Raw genomic sequence first — 15,090 nt, 5'->3', positions numbered from 1 at the left:
CGATTATCCCTGTCGCCATGGCAGGCCGCGCATGCGCCAGCCGCCCTTGTTGCCGCGGTGCGCGTGCGTGTCGGGGTCGCCTTCAAACCCTTCCAGGATGTTGTAGGCCTCCAGGCCCAGTTCCGTGGCGCGCCTGGCAGCGGCCACCGAGCGCACACCGCTGCGGCATAACAGCACGACTTTCTTGCCGGCGGGCACGGCGGCGCGGAGGCCGGCGTCGAAATCGGGGTTCATCGCCATGCCGGGCCACTGCTTCCAGGCTAGTGCCACGGCGCCCGGCACAAAGCCGACCCACTCGCGTTCGGCATCGGTGCGCACATCCACCAGCACGGCGTCCCCGGCCTGCCACCACGCATACGCCAGCGCCGCCGGCACATCGCCGGCGTAGCCGGTGGCGGCCTGCACGGTGGGCGTCTGGCCTTCGTGGGCGTCGTGGCGCAGGCCCGACAGCCGGTTGGCCGGCACGGCTTCGTCGATGCGCCGGGGTTTGGGCAGGTTCAGCGCCTGCATGGTGGCGATGAATTCGGCCAGCGTCTTGCCGGCCACTCGGCTGTTGCTGCTCTTCTCCGCCCCGATGCTGGAGTGGGTGCGGCCATGGTAATCATGGCCCGGCCATACCGTGGTGGCGTCGGGCAGGGTAAAGAGAACCTGCGTGAGGCTGTGGTACATCGCCTCGGCGCTGCCCGACTGGAAATCGGTGCGGCCGCAGCCATTGATGAGCAGGGTGTCGCCGGTGAACACGTGGTTGCGCCACAGGTAGCTCATGCTGCCGGCGGTGTGCCCGGGCGTGTGCAGCGCCGTGAGCACTTCGGAGCCGAAGCGCAGGGTGTCGCCGTCGGCCAGCTGCACGGCGGCGGTGTCGATGCCGCAGGCCCGGGGGGCTGCGGTTCTGGCGCCGGTATGTTCGGCCAGCTGAGCCGCGCTGGTGATGTGGTCGGCGTGGGCGTGGGTCTCGACGGCCCACAGCAGCCGCAGCCCGTATTGGCGCAGGACGGAGAGGTCGCGCTCAAGCTGCTCGTCGACCGGGTCAATGATCAGGGCGTCGCGCGTGGTTTCATCAAAGAGCACGTAGGTGAAGGTGCTCGACGCCGGGTCAAAAAGCTGTATCGGTTGCATGGCATCCTCGCTGGAACGGCCTTGACTGTAAAGGATTTGGCCGGCGTAAGCCGGCGTTGGGCTAAATGGTTTAAAGTTGACGTTTACGTAAACGTCAACCGCGCAGGCCTGCGTGGTGAAGCAAAGGAGACGCCATGACCGACCTGTCCGCTGAATTCAAGGCCCTGGCCAACTACCGGCCCACGCACAAGGTGCGTTTTGTCACCGCCGCCAGCCTGTTTGACGGGCACGACGCGGCCATCAACATCATGCGCCGCATCCTGCAGGGCATGGGGGCCGAGGTCATCCACCTGGGCCACAACCGCAGCGTGGACGAAGTGGTCACCGCCGCCCTGCAGGAGGATGCCCAGGGCATTGCCATCAGCTCCTACCAGGGCGGGCACGTGGAGTACTTCAAGTACATGGTGGACCTGCTCAAGGCCCGTGGCGGCGCGCACATTCAAGTGTTCGGCGGTGGCGGTGGCGTGATCGTGCCCAGCGAGATTGCCGATTTGCAGGCCTATGGGGTAAGCCGCATCTACAGCCCGGAAGACGGGCAGCGCATGGGCCTGGCCGGCATGATCGGCGAAATGGTGATGCGTTGCGACCGGGACCTGACCCCGCTGGCGCCCAGCACGGTCGATGCCATCGTGGGGCAGACCCCGCAGGCGTGGCGCGCGCTGGCGCAACTCATCACGGGGCTGGAGGCCCTGGGGGCGCAGCACCCGCTGAGTCCCGTGCTGCGCGCACAGGCGGCGGGCAAGAAGATTCCGGTCCTGGGCATCACGGGAACCGGCGGTGCGGGCAAATCCTCGCTGACGGATGAATTGATCCGCCGTCTGCGCCTGGACCAGGGCGACCGCCTGCGGGTTGCGGTCATCAGCATCGACCCGTCCCGACGCAAGAGCGGTGGCGCCTTGCTGGGTGACCGTATCCGCATGAATGCCATTGGTCCGTGGGCGCAGACCCCACGCACCGGCGCCGACGACAACGGCCAGCGCATCTTCATGCGCAGCCTGGCCACCCGGGACTTCGGTTCCGAAATCAGTGCTGCCCTGCCCGATGTCATTGCCGCCTGCAAGGTGGCGGGCTTTGACGCGATCGTGGTGGAAACCTCGGGCATCGGTCAGGGCGACGCGGCCATCGTGCCGCTGGTGGACGTGCCGCTGTACGTGATGACCCCCGAGTTCGGTGCCGCCAGCCAGCTGGAAAAGATCGACATGCTCGACTTTGCCGAGTTCGTGGCCATCAACAAGTTCGACCGCAAGGGCGCCAGCGATGCGCTGCGCGATGTCTCCAAGCAGGTGCAGCGCAACAAGGAGGCCTTCACCACCCCGCCCGACCAGATGCCGGTGTTCGGCACCATGGCCGCGCGCTTCAACGACGACGGCGCGACCGCCCTGTACCAGGCCCTGCTGCCACGGCTGCAGGAGCTGGGTCTGCCCGTCAGCGGCCCGGGGCAGTTGCCCGTGGTGTCCGTGCGCCACAGCAGCAACCAGACGCCGGTGGTGCCCGCGGCCCGCACCCGTTACCTGGCTGAAATCAGCGACACCGTGCGCGGCTACAAGACCCGTGCCCGCGCTCAGGCGCGGCTGGCCCGCGAGATTCAGCAACTGCGCGCATCCGGGCGCATGCTGCAGGCGTCGGATGCCGCGCAGGCGGGTGCCGTGGAGGCACTGGACGGCCTGGCCGCGCAGCGCGAGCAGAACCTGGGCACCGCCGAACGCCATTTGCTGACCCAGTGGCCCGCCATGCAGCAGGCTTACGCTGGCGCAGAGTACGTGGTGAAAATCCGCGACAAGGAAATCCGCACCGCGCTCACCACCCAGTCCCTGAGCGGCACGACCATCCGCAAGGTGGCGCTGCCCACCTACGAGGACCACGGTGAAATCCTGAAGTGGCTGATGCTCGACAACGTGCCTGGCAGCTACCCCTACACCGCCGGCACCTTCGCCTTCAAGCGCGAAAACGAAGACCCCACGCGCATGTTCGCCGGCGAGGGCGATGCCTTCCGCACCAACCGCCGCTTCAAGCTGCTCTCCAGCGGCATGGAGGCCAAGCGCCTGTCCACGGCCTTCGACTCGGTCACGCTCTATGGCAACGACCCCGACCCGCGGCCGGACATCTACGGCAAGGTCGGCAACTCGGGCGTCTCCATTGCCACGCTGGATGACCTCAAGGTGCTGTACAGCGGCTTCGACCTGTGCCACCCCGCCACCAGCGTGTCCATGACCATCAACGGCCCGGCGCCGAGCATCCTGGCCATGTTCATGAACGCGGCCATCGACCAGAACCTGGAGAAGTTCCAGGCCGACAACGGCCGCGAACCCACGGACACCGAGACCGCCAAGATCAAGGAGTGGGTGCTGGCCAATGTGCGCGGCACGGTGCAGGCCGACATCCTGAAAGAAGACCAGGGCCAGAACACCTGCATCTTCTCCACGGAGTTTTCACTGAAGGTGATGGGCGACATTGCCGAATACTTTGTGCACCACAACGTGCGCAACTTCTACTCGGTGTCCATCAGCGGCTACCACATTGCCGAGGCCGGTGCCAACCCCATCAGCCAACTCGCGTTCACGCTGTCCAATGGCTTCACGCTGGTGGAGGCGTATCTGGCGCGCGGCATGCACATTGACGACTTTGCACCCAACCTGAGCTTCTTCTTCAGCAACGGCATGGACCCCGAATACACCGTGATGGGCCGCGTGGCGCGGCGCATCTGGGCCGTGGCCATGAAAGAGAAATACGGCGCCAACGAGCGCAGCCAGAAGCTCAAATACCACATCCAGACCTCGGGCCGCTCACTGCACGCGCAGGAGATCCAGTTCAACGACATCCGCACCACGCTGCAGGCGCTGATCGCCATCTACGACAACTGCAACAGCCTGCACACCAACGCGTTCGATGAGGCCATCACCACGCCGACCGAAGACTCGGTGCGCCGTGCCATGGCCATCCAGCTCATCATCAACCGCGAGTGGGGCCTGGCCAAGAACGAAAACCCCAACCAGGGTGCCTTCATCATCGAAGAGCTGACCGAGCTGGTGGAAGAAGCCGTGCTGTCCGAGTTCACGGCCATTGCCGACCGCGGTGGCGTGCTGGGGGCGATGGAGACCGGCTACCAGCGCGGCAAGATTCAGGACGAGAGCATGACCTACGAGATGCTCAAGCACACCGGCGAGCTGCCCATCATCGGCGTCAACACCTTCCGCAATCCGCATGGTGACGCCGTGCTGGACAAGCTGGAGCTGGCCCGCTCGACCGATGAGGAAAAGCAGAGCCAGTTGCAGCGCCTGGCCGACTTCCATGCCCGCCATGCCAGCGCATCGCCCGCCGCGCTCAAGCGCCTGCAGCAGGCTGTCATCGACAACCAGAACGTGTTCGAGGTGCTGATGGACGCCGTGCGGGTGTGCTCGCTGGGTCAGATCACCAATGCCCTGTTCGAGGTGGGTGGCCAGTACCGACGTAACATGTAAGGGGCTCGTCGCCAGTTCCGCGGCTGTGCTGGTGTTGCTCCTGAAAAAGGAGCAAGCTGCGCAGCCTTATTGAGGGCTGGCGAGCAATTTCTCCAATAATTTGACCAACCTGCCATCGTTGGGCGTGGTCAGACTGGAAAAACTGTCCACGGCTTGGCCCGAGCGGTCCACCACGTACTTGTAGAAGTTCCACTTCGGTGTGGTTCCGGTGGCGCGGGCCAGTTCCACGTAGAGGGCATTGGCGTTGTCGCCGCGCACGTCGGATTTGGCGAACATGGGAAACTTCACGCCGTAGGTGTTGAAGCAGAAGTCGGCAATCTCTCTGGACGAGCCGGGCTCCTGGCTGCCGAACTGGTTGCTGGGGAAGCCCAGCACCACCAGCCCCTTGCCTTGAAAACGGGCGTAGAGCTGCTCCAGCCCTTCGTACTGGCTGGTAAAGCCGCAGTAGCTGGCCGTATTCACCACCAGCAGCACTTTGCCGGTGTACTGGCACAGGTTCTGCGGCGCATCGTCCTGCAGGCGCGGGAAGGTGTGGCGCAGCAAGGCGGGGCAGGCTGGGGCTGCCGCGGCAGGGGGCTGTGCGGGCGCCGCAGCGGGTTTCGGATCGGCCGCCTGGGCGGCACTGGCCCAGGTCAGGCAGGCGCACAGGGCCAGTGCCAGGGCAGGTCGTTTGCTGAGGGTGGAGCGGTGTTGCATGCCTCCAGTGTCGTGCGATGCCGATAACCCTCGGGGCAGTGGGTGTAGCGGGTTGGCCTGCCTCGCTGCGCGCCGGGCCAGCCCTGTTTCTTGATGTGAATCAAGATTTTGGGCGGTAAAAACGGACCATTTTGGCGGCTGGCGACTAAAATTTCCCTATCTTTCATGTGGGTAATGGCTATGGCAAAGCGGATTCCGGTAGCTCTGGCTGCCGTGGTGGTTTCGGTGTTCGTCAGTTTCTCGGCATCCGCACAGGTGGCCAAGAGCCATGCGACGGCCAATGTGGACCTGAGTGCCCGCCTCAAGGAAGTGGAGGGCAACCCCCGCCAGTTCGAAGCCAGCTACAAGGCCGGCTCCAAGGTGGCCGCGTTTTGCGCCAACTGCCATGGCGACGGCGGCAACAGCGTCAAGCCCGACATCCCCAACTTGGCGGGCCAGAACCCCTCGTACCTGCTGGAGCAGATGCACCAGTTCGCCGATGGCCGGCGCCGCAACGACTTCATGGAACGCCTGATTCGGGCGCTGAACCCGGACGAAAAGATCGGCATGGTCGTCTTCTATGCCAAGCAGGAAGTCATTCACAAGCCGGTGGCCGACACCGCACTGGTCAACAAGGGCCGGGAGTACTACGGCAAGATCTGCTTCCGCTGCCATGGCGACGACGGCCGCGGCAACGAGAAGATTGCGCGCATCGCCGGTCAGCAGCCGAACTACCTGAACCTCACGCTCAAGCGCTACCGCGACGGCTCCAGCATCCGCCAGGACGCCCTGATGGCGGCCAACACGCGCCAGATGTCGGACGCCGACATTGCGGCCGTGGTGGCTTACGTCTCGTCCATGAAGTAAGCGGCCTTAGCCGCCTCAGCGCTCGGGGCGCCGCCACAGCCAGATGGCGGTGACCAGCATCACGCCCGGCACCCCCAGCTTGGCCGCCAGGGGCGCGGCCGACAGCGCAATCACCACGGTGCTGACCACCATCATGCTGGAGGCAAACCACTTGGCACGCCGGGGCACGGCGCCGTGCGCGCGCCAGCGGTGGATGGGCGGCCCCAGCCGGGGGTGGGCCAGCAGCCAGCGCTCCAGCCGGGGCCAACCGTGGCCGCCGGCCCAGGCCGCCACCAGCAGGAACGGCACCGTGGGCAAGCCGGGCAGCACGACACCGATGCCGGCTAGCACCACGCACAGCAAGGCCAGCGCCCGCCAGGCCAGCAGGACCAGATGGCGGTGCCAGGCAGTGCGGTTGCGTGCAGGTGAATGCTTGTCCATGGGTGTTACGCGGCGGTGGCCTGACGCACGGCGTGTTCCCACTGCGCCATGCGCTCCAGCGCCTGGCTGCGGGCCAGGGTGGGGTGGAAGGTGCGCTCCGCACGCCACTGGGCGCTGAGTTCGTCGGTGCCGGCATACAGTCCGGTGGACAGGCCGGCCAGGTAGGCCGCCCCCAGCGCCGTGGTTTCGATGACCGCCGGGCGCACCACCGGCAGGCCTAGCAGGTCGGCCTGGAACTGCATCAGCAAGTCGTTGGAGCAGGCGCCGCCATCCACCCGCAGTTCGCTCACCGGCCGCCCGCCGTGAGCCACGGCATCGCGGCCCATGGCGTCGAGCAGGGCGGCGCTCTGGAACGCAATGCTCTCCAGCGCCGCACGGGCAATGTGGGCCACCGTGGTGCCCCGCGTGATGCCTGTGATGGTGCCCCGGGCCTCCGGGTTCCAGTAGGGCGCGCCCAGCCCGGTGAAGGCCGGAACCATCATCACGCCGCCGGCGTCCGGCACGCTCTGGGCCAGGGCCTGAACCTCGCCGCTGGCCTGTATGGCGCGCAGTCCGTCGCGCAGCCACTGCACCACCGCGCCCCCGACGAACACGCTGCCTTCGATGGCGAATTCCGGCGTGTGCCCCGGCTGGGCCGCGCTGGTGGTGAGCAGGCCGTTGTGCGAGGTCAGGAAGCGCTTGCCGGAGTGCATCAGCATGAAGCAGCCGGTCCCGTAGGTGTTCTTGGCCATGCCTTCAGTAAAGCAGGCCTGGCCAAACAGGGCGCTCTGCTGGTCGCCGGCCACACCGCCTATGCGCAGGGCCGTGCCCAGCAGGCCGGGCTGCACGCTGCCAAAGTCGGCGCTGGACGGACGCACCTGCGGCAGCAGGCTGGCGGGGATGTCCAGCAGCTGCAGCAACTCGCTGTCCCACTGGTTGGTGTGCACGTTGAACAGCAGGGTACGCGAGGCGTTGCTCACATCGGTGGCGTGCACGGCCTGGGCGCGCGTGCACTCGTCGCTGCCACCGGTGAGCTGCCACACCAGCCAGCTGTCCACCGTGCCAAAGGCCAGCTCGCCGGCTTCGGCCTGGGCCCGAGCGCCGGGAACGTGGTCCAGCAGCCACTGCAGCTTGGTGCCCGAGAAATAGGCATCCACCAGCAGACCGGTTTTGGCCTGGATCGTTGCAGCTTTGCCCTCAGCGCGCAGCTGCACACAGGCGGGCTCGGCGCGCCGGTCCTGCCAGACGATGGCGTTGTGGATAGGTTGCCCGGTCTTGCGGTTCCATACCACCGTGGTCTCGCGCTGGTTGGCAATGCCGATGGCGTGGATGTCGCGCGGGCTGAGCTGTGCCTTGGCCAGTGCCTCGCGGGCGGTGGCCAATTGCGTACGCCAGATGTCTAGCGGATCGTGCTCCACCCAGCCGGGCCGCGGGTAAATTTGCGGCAACTCCTGTTGGGCCATGGCGACGATGTGGCCATGCGGATCAAACACGATGCTGCGTGAACTGGAGGTGCCCTGGTCAAGTGCCAGCAGGTACGTCATGGGATGAATTCCAAAAAAGAGGGGCCTTAATCCAGGCAGATGTGCAGGCGCACGCCCGCATCGTCGAGCAGCGCAGGAAAGGGTTCGGTCGGCATTGTGTCGGTGAACAGGCGGTCGATCTGGCGCAGGGTGGCAGCCTCCACCATGGCGGGGCGGTTGAACTTGCTGGAATCCGCTGCCAGCCAGACTTCGCGCGCCTGTTCGATGATGGTCTGCGTTACCTTCACTTCGCGGAAATCGTAGTCACGCAGAGAACCGTCGGACTCGATGCCCGAGATGCCGATTAGCGCAATGTCCACCTTGAACTGGCGGATGAAGTCCACCGCCGCTTCGCCCACAATGCCGCGGTCGCGCGGGCGTACCACGCCTCCGGTCACGATCACCTCAAAGCCAGGGTTGCGACTCAGGATGGCGGCCACGTTCAGGTTGTTGGTGATGATGCGCAGCCCGGTGTGGTGCAGCAAGGCTTCGGCAATGGCCTCGGTGGTGGTGCCAATATTGAGAATCAGCGAGCAGTCGTTAGGCACCTGCAGTGCCACCGCCCGGGCAATGCGTGCCTTGCCCTTGGCGTGCAGGCCCTGACGCTGGGTGTGGGCGAGGTTCTCGGTGGTGGAGCTAGGCGTCCGCACCCCGCCGTGAAAGCGCGTCAACGTGCCGGCTTCAGCCAGACGCTGCACATCGCGGCGTACGGTCTGCAAGGTGACTGACAACTCCTCGGCCAGCTGCTCCACGGTGACCGAACCACGGGCACGCACCACATCGATCAGCTTGAGTTGGCGGGGATTGAAGTTCATGGCGGGCGCGTCTTTGTCGGGGGTGAGTGACTGTAAATCGAAACAAAAGGAATTCATTAAGGGAAAACCATAATCAAAAAAGAAACCAAAAGAACAACAATAGAAAGATAACGAATTGTCTTGAGCCTCCCAAGAGGTCGGCAAACGCTGAAAGGTTGTGTGATGCAGATGGTATTGGATGGCGTCGGCAAGAGAGTCGGCGCCGAGACCTGGCTTCATTCCATGGGGCTGACTTTGCAAAGTGGCGCGGTGACGGTGCTGCTGGGCGCGACGCAGGCCGGTAAGACCAGTCTGATGCGCATCATGGCTGGGCTGGATGCGCCTACCCAGGGGCGCGTGCTGGTCAACGGGCAAGATGTGACCGGCGTCCCGGTGCGCAAGCGCGAAGTGTCCATGGTGTACCAGCAGTTCATCAACTACCCGTCCATGACGGTGGCGCGCAATATTGCGTCGCCCTTGCTGTTGCGAAAAGAAGCGAACATTGAACAGCGCGTGCGCGAAATTGCCAAGCGGCTGCACATTGACATGTTTCTGGAGCGCCTGCCGGCCGAACTGTCAGGCGGCCAGCAGCAGCGTGTGGCATTGGCGCGCGCGCTGGTCAAGCAGGCACCGTTGATGCTGCTGGATGAACCCTTGGTGAACCTGGATTACAAGCTGCGCGAAGAGTTGCGCGAGGAACTCTGCTCCCTGTTTGCTGCGGGTGAATCCACTGTGGTGTATGCCACCACCGAGCCGGGCGAGGCTTTGTTGATGGGTGGCTATACGGCGGTGATGGACCAGGGGGATCTGCTGCAGTATGGCCCTACGGCCGAGGTGTTTCACCGTCCCCTGTCCTTGCGCGTGGCACGGGCTTTCAGCGATCCGCCGATGAATCTGCTGCTGGCTGAACGGTCCGTCCAGGGCGTACGTCTGCGTGGCGGACCCGAGTGTCCGACGCAGGCCTGGCCACACGCCGCCGATACCGGGGCTACGGAGGTCACGCTGGGCTTGCGTGCCAGTGCGTTGCGGGTGCAGGCCCGGGCCGGAGATGTCGTCTTGCGTGGGCGTGTGGAGCTGGCCGAAATTTCCGGCTCGGACACCTTTGTGCACGTGCATACCGCCGTGGGCGAGTTGGTAGCCCAGCTCACCGGGGTGCACTACTTTGGTCTAGGTACAACGATTGAGCTGTACTTCAGCCCGGCCCAGGTCTATCTATTCGACGCAACTGGAGCCTTGCAAGTGGCGCCCGCACGACCCAAAGGACACTGAGATGGCCCGTATAGAACTTGACTTGGCCCATGCCTACCGGCCCAACCCGGCCGAAGACAGTGACTACGCCCTGCTGCCATTGAACATGACGTTTGAAGATGGCGGCGCCTACGCCCTGCTCGGACCCTCGGGCTGCGGCAAAACTACCATGCTCAACATCATGTCGGGTCTGTTGGTTCCGTCTCACGGCAAGGTGCTGTTTGATGGGCAGGACGTGACCAGTCACAGTCCGCAGGAGCGCAACATTGCGCAGGTGTTCCAGTTCCCGGTGATTTACGACACTATGACCGTGGCCGAGAATCTGGCGTTTCCGCTGCGCAACCGCAAGGTGCCACACGAGCAGATTCAGAAGCGCGTGGGCGAGATCGCTGAGATGCTGGACATGAGCGGCCAGTTGAACCAGCGTGCAGCAGGCCTTTCGGCGGATGCCAAGCAGAAAATTTCTCTGGGCCGCGGACTGGTCCGCCCGGACGTGTCGGCGGTGCTGTTTGATGAGCCGCTCACGGTGATTGATCCGCACCTGAAGTGGCAGTTGCGCCGCAAGCTCAAGCAGATCCACCATGAACTCAAGCTCACCCTGATCTACGTCACCCATGACCAGGTGGAGGCACTGACCTTCGCCGACCAGGTGGTGGTGATGACGCGCGGTCGCGCCGTACAAGTTGGGCCGGCCGACGCTTTGTTTGAGTGGCCTCAGCACACGTTTGTGGGGCACTTCATTGGTTCGCCAGGTATGAACTTTTTACCCGCCGAAGTGGTGCAGTCCAGTCTGTCGGTGGCCGGGCAGGCACTGGTGATGCCTGATACCTTGCATCTGCCAACTGGTCCATTGCAGCTGGGTATACGGCCCGAATACGTGGGTGTGAACCCGCAAGCGACCCTGGGTGCGGTGCCGGCCCGGGTGAGCAAGCTGCAGGATATTGGTACCCACCTGATGTTGACTGCCCACGTTGATGGACACACCGTCAAGGCCCGACTGAGCCCCGATGTAGCCGATCTGCAAGAGGGCGCCACGGTGTGGTTGCAACTGCTGAGCTCCCACACCTGCTTTTATAAAAACGAGGAATTGGTGCCATGAGCGTCATCAACAAACCGGTGAACCAGAAAGCCTGGTTCCTGATCCTGCCCGTCATCCTGTGCGTGGCGTTCTCGGCCATTGTGCCGCTGATGACCGTGGTCAACTACTCGGTGCAGGACATCATCTCGCCGGAGCGGCGTGTGTTTGTCGGCACCGAATGGTTTGTGGCCGTCATGCGCGACGAAGAACTGCACGGCGCGTTGTTGCGCCAAATCGTGTTCTCGCTGGCGGTGCTGGCGGTGGAAATTCCGCTGGGCATTCTGCTGGCCCTGTCCATGCCGGCCCAGGGCTGGAAGTCCTCGGCCGTTCTGGTGCTGGTGGCGCTGTCGCTGCTGATTCCATGGAACGTGGTAGGCACCATCTGGCAGATCTTTGGGCGCAGTGATATTGGCCTCTTTGGCGTGATGCTGCACCGCATGGGCTTTGACTACAGCTACACCGGCAACGCCACCCACGCCTGGCTCACGGTGCTGTTGATGGATATCTGGCACTGGACACCTTTGGTGGCGCTGCTGGGCTTTGCCGGCCTGCGCAGCATTCCCGATGCCTACTACCAGGCCGCTCGGATTGACGGGGCTTCCAAGTTTGCGGTGTTTCGCTACATCCAGTTGCCCAAGATGCGCGGTGTGCTGGTGATCGCTGTGCTGCTGCGTTTCATGGACAGCTTCATGATCTACACCGAGCCCTTTGTGCTCACTGGCGGCGGCCCCGGCAATGCCACCACCTTCCTGAGCCAGTACCTCACCCAAAAAGCGGTCGGTCAGTTCGATCTGGGTCCGGCCGCGGCCTTCTCGCTGATTTACTTTTTGATCATTTTGTTGATGTGTTTCATTCTCTACAACTGGATGCAAAGCGTAGGCACCCATTCTGCCGAGGAGACTGGTCATGCATGAAAACCGCTTCCACAAGCGCTCCATTTTTCTGGGCCTGTACCTGGTGTTTGCGTTGCTGCCCATCTACTGGATGGTCAACATGAGCTTCAAGACCAACGAAGAGATTCTGTCGAGTTTTTCTTTTTTTCCGCAGCATTTCACCTGGGCCAACTACGGAATCATCTTTACCGATCCGTCCTGGTATTCGGGCTATATCAACTCCTTGATCTACGTGGCAATCAACACCGTCATTTCGGTCACGGTGGCCCTGCCGGCAGCCTATGCCTTCTCGCGCTACCGCTTTCTGGGTGACAAGCATGTCTTCTTCTGGCTGCTGACCAACCGCATGACGCCACCGGCCGTGTTTTTGCTGCCCTTCTTCCAGCTTTATTCCACCGTGGGTTTGATGGACACGCACATTGCCGTGGCGCTGGCGCATCTGCTGTTCAACGTGCCTTTGGCGGTGTGGATTTTGGAGGGTTTCATGGGTGGAATTCCGCGTGAGATTGACGAGACCGCCTACATCGACGGCTACACCTTCCCCCGCTTCTTCCTCACGGTGTTTCTGCCTCTGATCAAAGCCGGTGTGGGCGTGGCGGCCTTCTTCTGCTTCATGTTCAGCTGGGTGGAACTGCTGTTGGCGCGCACGCTCACCAGTGTCAACGCCAAGCCCATTGTGGCCACTATGACGCGTACCGTGTCGGCCTCGGGCATGGACTGGGCCACGCTGGCAGCAGCAGGGGCTTTGACCATTGTGCCGGGTGCCATCGTCATCTGGTTTGTGCGCCACTACATCGCGAAGGGTTTCGCGATGGGTCGTGTTTAAGGAGTTCGCAATGCTGGAATGGATGGCTTGGACCTTGCCGGTCGCCGTGTTTTTTATCTCCATCGTGTTGATGCTGGCGGGCATGACCGTCTGGGAAATTCGCTCGCCCACGGTGGAACGCAAGGGTTTCCTGCCCATGAAGACCACGCGGGGGGACCGCCTGTTTGTGGGGCTGCTGGCGGCGGCCTACACGAATCTGATTTTTGTTGGCGTCAGCGGCCGACTGGCAGAACTGCTCAGTCTGGACAGCGAGCCATCCGTATGGATCAGCTTTGTGCTCTCCATGGGACTCTTGGCCCTGGTCATGGGTAAAGGCTGATGTTCAAACGGGAATTCGGCTCATCCATTCCCCGGAGCCGGACACCTTTTACTAAAACCGGGGATGTGCACTTGAGGAGACACGCTATGAAGATGCGGTACACAGCGATTGCGCTGGCAGCGGCTCTGGCTGCTGGGCAGTTCGCTCATGCTGGAGAAGCTGAGGCCAAGAAATGGATCGACAATGAATTTCAGCCTTCGACGCTTTCGAAAGACAAGCAGATGGCCGAGATGAAGTGGTTCATGGACGCAGCCAAGAAGTTGCAGGCCAAGGGAGTGAAGGAAATCTCAGTGGTGTCCGAGACCATCACTACGCACGAGTACGAGTCCAAAACGCTGGCCAAGGCGTTCGAAGAGATCACCGGCATCAAGGTCAAGCATGACATCATCCAGGAAGGCGATGTGGTCGAGAAGCTGCAGACCTCCATGCAATCGGGCAAGAGCATCTACGATGGCTGGATTTCCGACTCTGACCTGATTGGAACCCACTATCGCTACGGCAAAATTCTGTCACTCACCGAATACATGAAGGGCGCCGGAAAAGAGTTCACCAATCCTGGCCTGGATCTGAAAGACTTCATCGGCACCAGCTTCACCACGGCCCCTGACGGCCAGCTGTACCAGTTGCCTGACCAGCAGTTTGCGAACCTGTACTGGTTCCGCGCCGACCTGTTTGCCCGCAAGGACCTGCAGGACAAGTTCAAAGCCAAGTACGGCTACGAACTGGGCGTGCCGCTGAACTGGAGTGCCTATGAAGACATTGCCGAGTTCTTCACTAATGACGTGAAGATGATCGATGGCAAACCGATCTACGGCCACATGGACTACGGCAAAAAAGACCCCTCGCTGGGCTGGCGCTTTACCGATGCCTGGTTGTCCATGGCCGGTACGGCCGACGTGGGCATTCCCAACGGCATGCCGGTGGACGAGTGGGGCATTCGCGTTGCGGCGGACAAGTGCACGCCGGTGGGCGCGTCCGTGTCACGCGGTGGTGCCACCAACTCGCCCGCAGCCGTGTACGCACTGACCAAGTACGTGGACTGGATGAAGAAGTACGCGCCCAAGGAAGCCTCTGGCATGACCTTCGGTGAGGCCGGTCCGGTGCCTGCGCAAGGCCAGATCGCCCAGCAAATCTTCTGGTACACCGCCTTTACTGCCGACATGATCAAACAAGGTCTGCCGGTGGTGAATGCCGATGGCACACCCAAGTGGCGCATGGCCCCGGGACCCAACGGGCCCTACTGGAAGCAGGGCATGCAAAACGGCTACCAGGACGTGGGCTCCTGGACCTTCTTCAAGAACCACGATGCGGACAAGACCGCTGCCGCCTGGTTGTACGCACAGTTCATCACGGCCAAGACCGTTTCGGCCAAGAAGAGCGCCGTGGGGCTGACCTTCATCCGGGACAGCGACATCCGCCACGAGTACTTCACCAAAAATGCAGCCAAGTACGGCGGTTTGATCGAGTTTTACCGCAGTCCGGCCCGCGTGGCCTGGACACCCACCGGCAACAACGTGCCCGACTACCCCAAGCTGGCGCAGCTCTGGTGGAAAAACGTGGCGGTGGCGGTGACGGGTGAGAAAACCCCGCAAGCCGCCATGGACAACCTGGCGGAAGAGATGGATCAGGTCATGGGCCGTCTGGAGCGTGCGGGCATGGCGCATTGCGCACCCAAGCTCAATGCCAAGAGCGATCCCTCCAAGTGGCTGAGTAACAAGGGTGCACCGTGGACCAAGCTGGCCAACGAAAAACCCCAAGGCCAAACCGTCAACTACGACAAGTTGCTGCAAGCCTGGAAGGACGGCAAAGTCCGCTGAGCGCTTTTGCTGGAGTGTGTGAAAAGCCAGTTGCCGTACGTGCGGCAACTGGCTGCAACAGACCGGTGCGCCAGCAG

General features: G+C 63.0%; 13 protein-coding genes and 1 pseudogene. 8 read left to right on the top strand and 6 right to left on the bottom strand.

What is annotated here, in order from left to right; genetic code table 11:
• Positions 1-3: 3 nt before the first annotated feature.
• Both AC1Q5W_RS08695 and AC1Q5W_RS08690 read right to left on the bottom strand, forming a co-directional pair.
• The gene (locus AC1Q5W_RS08695) at positions 4-441 is read right to left on the bottom strand and encodes a rhodanese-like domain-containing protein (RefSeq protein ID WP_492646152.1); all 438 of its coding nucleotides are present in this window, start codon (positions 439-441) and stop codon (positions 4-6) included.
• Positions 436-1,116 (bottom strand): annotated as a pseudogene (locus AC1Q5W_RS08690) (MBL fold metallo-hydrolase); the annotation flags it as partial. The pseudogene AC1Q5W_RS08690 and the gene AC1Q5W_RS08695, both read right to left, overlap by 6 nt.
• Before the next feature lie 134 nt (positions 1,117-1,250).
• Between AC1Q5W_RS08690 and icmF the strand changes: the two are divergent.
• On the top strand, positions 1,251-4,574 hold the full coding sequence (gene icmF / locus AC1Q5W_RS08685; RefSeq protein ID WP_492644769.1) for a fused isobutyryl-CoA mutase/GTPase IcmF: 3,324 nt from the start codon (positions 1,251-1,253) through the stop codon (positions 4,572-4,574).
• 66 nt (positions 4,575-4,640) lie between these two features.
• On the opposite strand, the gene AC1Q5W_RS08680 is transcribed toward icmF, so the two are convergent.
• Positions 4,641-5,270 carry a glutathione peroxidase gene (locus tag AC1Q5W_RS08680; RefSeq protein ID WP_492644770.1) on the bottom strand — a complete coding sequence of 210 codons (630 nt, stop codon included), beginning with the start codon at positions 5,268-5,270 and terminating at the stop codon, positions 4,641-4,643.
• Positions 5,271-5,450: 180 nt separating this feature from the next.
• Here AC1Q5W_RS08680 and AC1Q5W_RS08675 point away from each other — a divergent pair, with 180 nt between their 5' ends.
• Positions 5,451-6,116: a c-type cytochrome gene (locus AC1Q5W_RS08675; protein WP_492644771.1), complete on the top strand. Its 666-nt coding sequence runs from the start codon at positions 5,451-5,453 to the stop codon at positions 6,114-6,116.
• Between the two features lie 15 nt (positions 6,117-6,131).
• Here the strand turns inward: AC1Q5W_RS08675 and AC1Q5W_RS08670 are convergent, their stop codons facing one another.
• From AC1Q5W_RS08670 to AC1Q5W_RS08660, 3 genes are read right to left on the bottom strand one after another with little or no spacing between them, the layout of a single operon-like run.
• Entirely contained in the window at positions 6,132-6,536 is a 405-nt protein-coding gene (locus AC1Q5W_RS08670) for a YbaN family protein (RefSeq protein ID WP_492644772.1), read from the bottom strand.
• 5 nt (positions 6,537-6,541) lie between these two features.
• On the bottom strand, positions 6,542-8,059 hold the full coding sequence (gene glpK / locus AC1Q5W_RS08665) for a glycerol kinase GlpK (RefSeq protein ID WP_492644773.1): 1,518 nt from the start codon (positions 8,057-8,059) through the stop codon (positions 6,542-6,544).
• Positions 8,060-8,085: 26 nt separating this feature from the next.
• Positions 8,086-8,853 (bottom strand): DeoR/GlpR family DNA-binding transcription regulator, encoded by a 768-nt coding sequence (locus tag AC1Q5W_RS08660; protein WP_492644774.1) that lies wholly within the window; start codon positions 8,851-8,853, stop codon positions 8,086-8,088.
• 162 nt (positions 8,854-9,015) lie between these two features.
• On the opposite strand from AC1Q5W_RS08660, the gene AC1Q5W_RS08655 reads away from it, so the two are divergent.
• The 6 genes from AC1Q5W_RS08655 (at position 9,016) to AC1Q5W_RS08630 (ending at position 15,013) form a co-directional block, all read left to right on the top strand.
• Positions 9,016-10,101, top strand: coding sequence for an ABC transporter ATP-binding protein (locus AC1Q5W_RS08655; protein WP_492644775.1), 1,086 nt, complete (start codon positions 9,016-9,018; stop codon positions 10,099-10,101).
• Position 10,102: 1 nt separating this feature from the next.
• Complete coding sequence (locus AC1Q5W_RS08650; RefSeq protein ID WP_492644776.1) at positions 10,103-11,179, top strand: ABC transporter ATP-binding protein; 1,077 nt, start codon at positions 10,103-10,105, stop codon at positions 11,177-11,179.
• The gene (locus AC1Q5W_RS08645) at positions 11,176-12,072 is read left to right on the top strand and encodes a carbohydrate ABC transporter permease (protein WP_492644777.1); all 897 of its coding nucleotides are present in this window, start codon (positions 11,176-11,178) and stop codon (positions 12,070-12,072) included. Before AC1Q5W_RS08650 ends, AC1Q5W_RS08645 begins: the two co-directional genes overlap by 4 nt.
• Positions 12,065-12,877, top strand: coding sequence for a carbohydrate ABC transporter permease (locus AC1Q5W_RS08640; protein ID WP_492644778.1), 813 nt, complete (start codon positions 12,065-12,067; stop codon positions 12,875-12,877). Before AC1Q5W_RS08645 ends, AC1Q5W_RS08640 begins: the two co-directional genes overlap by 8 nt.
• A 10-nt stretch (positions 12,878-12,887) precedes the next feature.
• Positions 12,888-13,196: a DUF2160 domain-containing protein gene (locus AC1Q5W_RS08635; RefSeq protein WP_492644779.1), complete on the top strand. Its 309-nt coding sequence runs from the start codon at positions 12,888-12,890 to the stop codon at positions 13,194-13,196.
• Positions 13,197-13,282: 86 nt separating this feature from the next.
• On the top strand, positions 13,283-15,013 hold the full coding sequence (locus AC1Q5W_RS08630) for an ABC transporter substrate-binding protein (RefSeq protein ID WP_492644780.1): 1,731 nt from the start codon (positions 13,283-13,285) through the stop codon (positions 15,011-15,013).
• Positions 15,014-15,090: the final 77 nt, after the last annotated feature.

This window comes from Rhodoferax sp. MLSD5-FHT05B10, assembly GCF_058793415.1.
The sequence above is the reverse complement of the archived record's forward strand: the minus strand, read 5'-3'. Positions and strand labels throughout refer to the sequence as shown.

Bases quoted from the DNA above. Each gene is read 5' to 3' on its own strand.
- AC1Q5W_RS08675 (WP_492644771.1), top strand. From the start codon at position 5,451: ATGGCAAAGCGGATTCCGGTAGCTCTGGCTGCCGTGGTGGTTTCGGTG.
- AC1Q5W_RS08630 (WP_492644780.1), top strand. From the start codon at position 13,283: ATGAAGATGCGGTACACAGCGATTGCGCTGGCAGCGGCTCTGGCTGCT.
- AC1Q5W_RS08645 (WP_492644777.1), top strand. From the start codon at position 11,176: ATGAGCGTCATCAACAAACCGGTGAACCAGAAAGCCTGGTTCCTGATC.
- AC1Q5W_RS08680 (WP_492644770.1), bottom strand. From the start codon at position 5,270: ATGCAACACCGCTCCACCCTCAGCAAACGACCTGCCCTGGCACTGGCC.
- AC1Q5W_RS08670 (WP_492644772.1), bottom strand. From the start codon at position 6,536: ATGGACAAGCATTCACCTGCACGCAACCGCACTGCCTGGCACCGCCAT.
- AC1Q5W_RS08655 (WP_492644775.1), top strand. From the start codon at position 9,016: ATGCAGATGGTATTGGATGGCGTCGGCAAGAGAGTCGGCGCCGAGACC.
- AC1Q5W_RS08660 (WP_492644774.1), bottom strand. From the start codon at position 8,853: ATGAACTTCAATCCCCGCCAACTCAAGCTGATCGATGTGGTGCGTGCC.
- AC1Q5W_RS08635 (WP_492644779.1), top strand. From the start codon at position 12,888: ATGCTGGAATGGATGGCTTGGACCTTGCCGGTCGCCGTGTTTTTTATC.
- glpK (WP_492644773.1), bottom strand. From the start codon at position 8,059: ATGACGTACCTGCTGGCACTTGACCAGGGCACCTCCAGTTCACGCAGC.
- AC1Q5W_RS08650 (WP_492644776.1), top strand. From the start codon at position 10,103: ATGGCCCGTATAGAACTTGACTTGGCCCATGCCTACCGGCCCAACCCG.
- icmF (WP_492644769.1), top strand. From the start codon at position 1,251: ATGACCGACCTGTCCGCTGAATTCAAGGCCCTGGCCAACTACCGGCCC.
- AC1Q5W_RS08640 (WP_492644778.1), top strand. From the start codon at position 12,065: ATGCATGAAAACCGCTTCCACAAGCGCTCCATTTTTCTGGGCCTGTAC.